Origin of the sequence: Anaerotignum sp. (assembly GCF_045122575.1) — a bacterium.
Taxonomy (GTDB): Bacteria; Bacillota; Clostridia; order Lachnospirales; family Anaerotignaceae; genus Anaerotignum_A.
This window is the reverse complement of the sequence record NZ_JBGVHV010000030.1, coordinates 1-4,237: the sequence shown is the minus strand read 5'-3', so window position 1 is coordinate 4,237 and position 4,237 is coordinate 1. Positions and strand designations below refer to the sequence as shown.

At 44.6% G+C, this 4,237-nt stretch carries 4 protein-coding genes and 1 pseudogene; all 5 read right to left on the bottom strand.

Features of this window, described 5'->3' with window-relative positions; all coding sequences use genetic code 11:
• Window positions 1–192: hypothetical protein (locus ACJMLT_RS01325; RefSeq protein ID WP_405725428.1), on the bottom strand; the 192-nt coding region annotated here is incomplete at its 3' end.
• 121 nt (window positions 193–313) lie between these two features.
• Window positions 314–1,213, bottom strand: coding sequence for a permease-like cell division protein FtsX (ftsX, locus tag ACJMLT_RS01320; protein ID WP_405725425.1), 900 nt, complete (start codon window positions 1,211–1,213; stop codon window positions 314–316).
• Window positions 1,203–1,889, bottom strand: coding sequence for a cell division ATP-binding protein FtsE (gene ftsE / locus ACJMLT_RS01315; RefSeq protein WP_405725422.1), 687 nt, complete (start codon window positions 1,887–1,889; stop codon window positions 1,203–1,205). Before ftsE ends, ftsX begins: the two co-directional genes overlap by 11 nt.
• 219 nt (window positions 1,890–2,108) lie before the next feature.
• Window positions 2,109–3,197 carry a PucR family transcriptional regulator gene (locus tag ACJMLT_RS01310; protein ID WP_405725419.1) on the bottom strand — a complete coding sequence of 363 codons (1,089 nt, stop codon included), beginning with the start codon at window positions 3,195–3,197 and terminating at the stop codon, window positions 2,109–2,111.
• A gap of 796 nt (window positions 3,198–3,993) precedes the next feature.
• A pseudogene (locus tag ACJMLT_RS01305) lies at window positions 3,994–4,237 on the bottom strand (sugar ABC transporter ATP-binding protein); the annotation flags it as partial.

The following is a 4,237-nucleotide window of genomic DNA, read 5'->3' as shown; positions in this document are numbered from 1 at the left end:
TTCGTCAAATTCTTCTACATAATATTTGTCCAGATACCTTTCCATGATCTCCGCTTTCGCCGAACGGCTCAAAGGGATCTCGAAAGGTATGCTGTGCCATGGAATCATACTGCAGACAGGCTTCCAGACTACATTGACCGCAAGAACCAATGCCAACGCCGCCCCGAAGCCCTTCCAAAATTCTTTTTTCATGCTTATCGCCTCATTTTCCAGACTTTTTCCTATCCTATGTTTTCTCAAAAAGAATTATCCTATGAGAAAAGGGAAGTATTGGCTTCCCCAACACTTCCCCTTGTTTTTTCCATATTGATTTTTATACGCGCAGATGCTTACGAATAGAAGTCACACTGCCGATCACGCCCAGAGCGATACCAAAGATGATACCGAAGGGGAACAGGAAACCAAAAACATCCCCTGTCAGTCTGAACTGAACAAATGTGACCATAGGAAGATATTCAAAAATCGCACTTGTTACCTTCGCATAAATGGGGAAACCGATGATCAGCGGAATGACCGCACCAACCACGCCAATGATGATCCCTTCAATAATAAAGGGCCAGCGGATGAACCAGTCTGTCGCACCCACATATTTCATAATGTTGATTTCAATTCTTCTGTTCACTACGGAAATACGGATCGTATTCATAATGATCATAATGGAAATCGCACCCAGCAGCAACATGATGACCACGCTGGCAATGCTGAAAATACGGTTTGCCTTCATCAGCACTTCTGTTTCTGTCTGGCCGTGACGTACATTGTCAATACCGTCTACATTTTCCAGTGCAGTCAGAACGCCGTTCTGGTTTTCGATCTTGTCCAAAGAGATCTGGAAAGAATGAGACAGAGGGTTATTTTCGGAATCCAGACCGATAAAAATATCTTCTTCCGCACCCCAGTCCTTTTTCAGATCATCCAGCGCGTCTGTAGGAGAAATATATTCCACATTTTCCACATGATCGATCTTGCTGATCTCAGTTTTCATATTTTCAATTTCTTCCCCTGTCAGTTCGCCGCTGAGGAAAACGGAGATCCCGATGGAATCTTCCATCTGATCCAGCATATACTGCAGGTTGCTCCCTACGCAGTAGGAAAAAGACAAAATAGAGATGCAGGCAGCCACGGCAACCATGGAAGCCATGGTCATCAGCATATTCTTTTTCAGGCCGCTGAAGCTTTCTCTAAAAAAGTATTTGATCGTACTAGGCTTCATCGCTATAACCACCTTTTTCAATATCTCTTACAATGTGACCTTTGTTCAGTGTAACCACGCGTTTCTGCATGGCATCTACGATATCTCTCGCATGGGTCGCCATAACGATGGTCGTGCCACGTTTGTTGATATCATCCAACAGCTGCATGATGCCGTCTGCCGTTTCAGGGTCAAGGTTACCTGTAGGTTCGTCACAGATCAAAATCGGGGGATTATTTACGATGGCTCTTGCCAGAGCAGTTCTCTGCTGTTCCCCACCGGAAAGCTGGTTGGGGTAGCTTCTGCCTTTTTTGCCCAGACCTACCAGTGCCAGTACCGCAGGCACATTTCTGCGGATGATGCGGCCGGGGGCTTCGATGACACGCATGGCAAATGCCACATTTTCATATACAGTTTTATTGGGCAGCAGACGGAAATCCTGGAATACCACACCCAGATTACGGCGCAGATAAGGGATCTGTTTTCTGCTCAGTTCGTTTGTTTTTACTCTGTTGATGACAATTTCCCCTTCTGTAGGATCCAGTTCCTTCAGCAGCAGCTTCATCAGTGTGGATTTCCCGGAACCACTGGAACCAACAATGAAAACGAATTCCCCTTTGTTGATATGCAGGTTGATGTTTTCCACGCCTGTAGAGCCATTGGGATATACTTTTGTTACGTTATTCAGATGGATCACAACGTATCTCCCTCTTTCTAAATAGTTTATCTATACACAAAGAATTTCGACGATTCTTCTTACATTTCGCCTTTCACAACAATGTATTATATCATATAAAGCCCCTGTAAACAAGGGAAGAACCCTTGGAAAACGACCGTTTTCGTTAAAATTCTCTTAAATTTTTCCTTTTAGTAAAAAAAGGGCGGAAATCTCCGCCCCGAAATACAATATTATGTTTTAATATGTCATTTTATCCATGTACATCATGTATTTGCTGACCATCAGTGTGATCTTGAAGATGATGGCATCGTCGAAGTTTCTCAGATCCAGACCTGTCATCTTCTGCAGTTTATCCAGTCTGTAAACCAGTGTATTTCTGTGAATATACAGCTGACGGCTGGTTTCGGAAACGTTCAGGTTGTTTTCGAAGAATTTATTCACAGTTGCCAGTGTTTCATCATCGAAATCATCCATAGTCAGGCCATGCAGTACTTCTTTGATGAACATGCGGCACAGAGGCAGAGGCAACTGATAAATCAGACGGCCGATACCCAGTTTTTCGTAGTTCACAATGAATTTTTCTGTTTCGAAGATCTTGCCCACTTCCAGAGCCATTTTGGCTTCTTTGTAGGAACGGGAAACATCTTTCAGATCGCTGACGATGGTACCGCTGGAGATGTAAACATTGCTGTTTGTTTCCGCATTCAGTGTTTCTTCAATTGTTTTTGCGATGCGGTCGATTTCGTCTGCAGTTTCTCTTTCTTTCAGTTCTTTTACCAGAATGATGCTGTGTTCATCTACTGCAGTGACAAAGTCTTTTGTTTTTGCAGGGAAAATGCTGCGTACGATTTCTACCACGTTCATTTCCTTATCGATGTGTGTTTCGATCAGGTAAACGATACGATGTACGTTGTTTTCGATATGCAGTTTTTTCGCACGGCTGTAGATATCTACCAGCAGCAGGTTATCCAACAGCAAATTCTTGATAAAGTTCTCCTTATCAAAGCGCTCCTTGTATGCTACCAGCAGATTTTGGATCTGGAACACTACCATCTTGCCGATCATAAACGCATCATCGCCGGCGCCACGAACCAGCAAAATGTACTCCAGCTGATTCTCATCCATAATTTTAAAGAACTGGCATCCGCCTACCACCTGGCTCTCTGCCGGAGAATTTACAAAGGAAACCACATCATCTCCATACACGGTCATGCCGGAGCTGGTTCCTGCCAGTACGATACCTTCTGTATCATATACACAAAATTCGGTTCGGGTAATGCCTTTTAAGCCTTCGATGGTACTCTGCAAAATTTGGTTCGAGATCATGGTTCTACTCCTTTTCCCACAGATTTGTATGTTTAAACTAGAGGAGTCATAAGGTACTCCAGTTTATTCACCTTTGGGTTCTATTCTATAATAGATCCGACAAAAATGGAAGAGGGTTTTTAAGTTTTTTTGACAGACACCAAAGGCATTTGTAATAAATTGTTTATCCTGAATCGCATAAAAGTATTGTTAGAAACTTTGGGTGGAATCCCGTTGGACACGCTCCCGCTCGAGTGCGCGCGCAGCGGTACTAAGCTCGCCGATTCGCCCAGCGTCTCGCTCGCTAAGGACCGGCGGGCGCACACGGTCCAGACGAAATATCCACCCAAAGTTTTCAAAACCGCTTTTCATCCTACACATAATTTTAAAATTTCTTTCTTAAACCTTTTTCTATCTCTAGAAAACATATCCGCTCATCCATTGCCGATTCTATTATTGCGCTAACGCAATGCCTCACGTACGGCCTCTCCTTTTCTGTACCAGATAGGGAATACATCGTGATGTAGAAGAGGCCAATGCACAGAGGAGGACTGTCGTTGCATGTGCAGGAGCCCAGGCGATCTTAGGGGGTAAGGATTTGTGTTGATGGATCGCATGCACTTGTTTAAGCTGCTGGCAGCGAGTTTGTGCACTGCGATCCATCGTTTTTAGCAAATGCTTAGCCCGTTAGATCCCCTGCGCTCCGAACCCCGCAACGGCAGTCCTCCTCTGTACGATCCTCTTTCAACCACAATCTTAACATTCTATCCTAGACAGAAAAAGGCCGCCCCCTCCCGGGAGCAGCCCATTCTTTTATTTAGTGGCAGATGATCATCTGAGTCTCAGGATCAAAGATGTGCATCTTGGACAGATCAAATACGAACTCAGCCTCATCACCAGGTCTGTAGGTAGTGGTGGAAGGAACCTTGGAAGTGAAGGAGGTCTCTCCCAGGTCGAAGTACAGGTTTACATCGGCGCCCAGCAACTCGTATACCTTAACAGCAGCCTGAACCACATTGCCATCGATAGCAACGGTAGCTTCTTCCTTGGTGGTGATATCC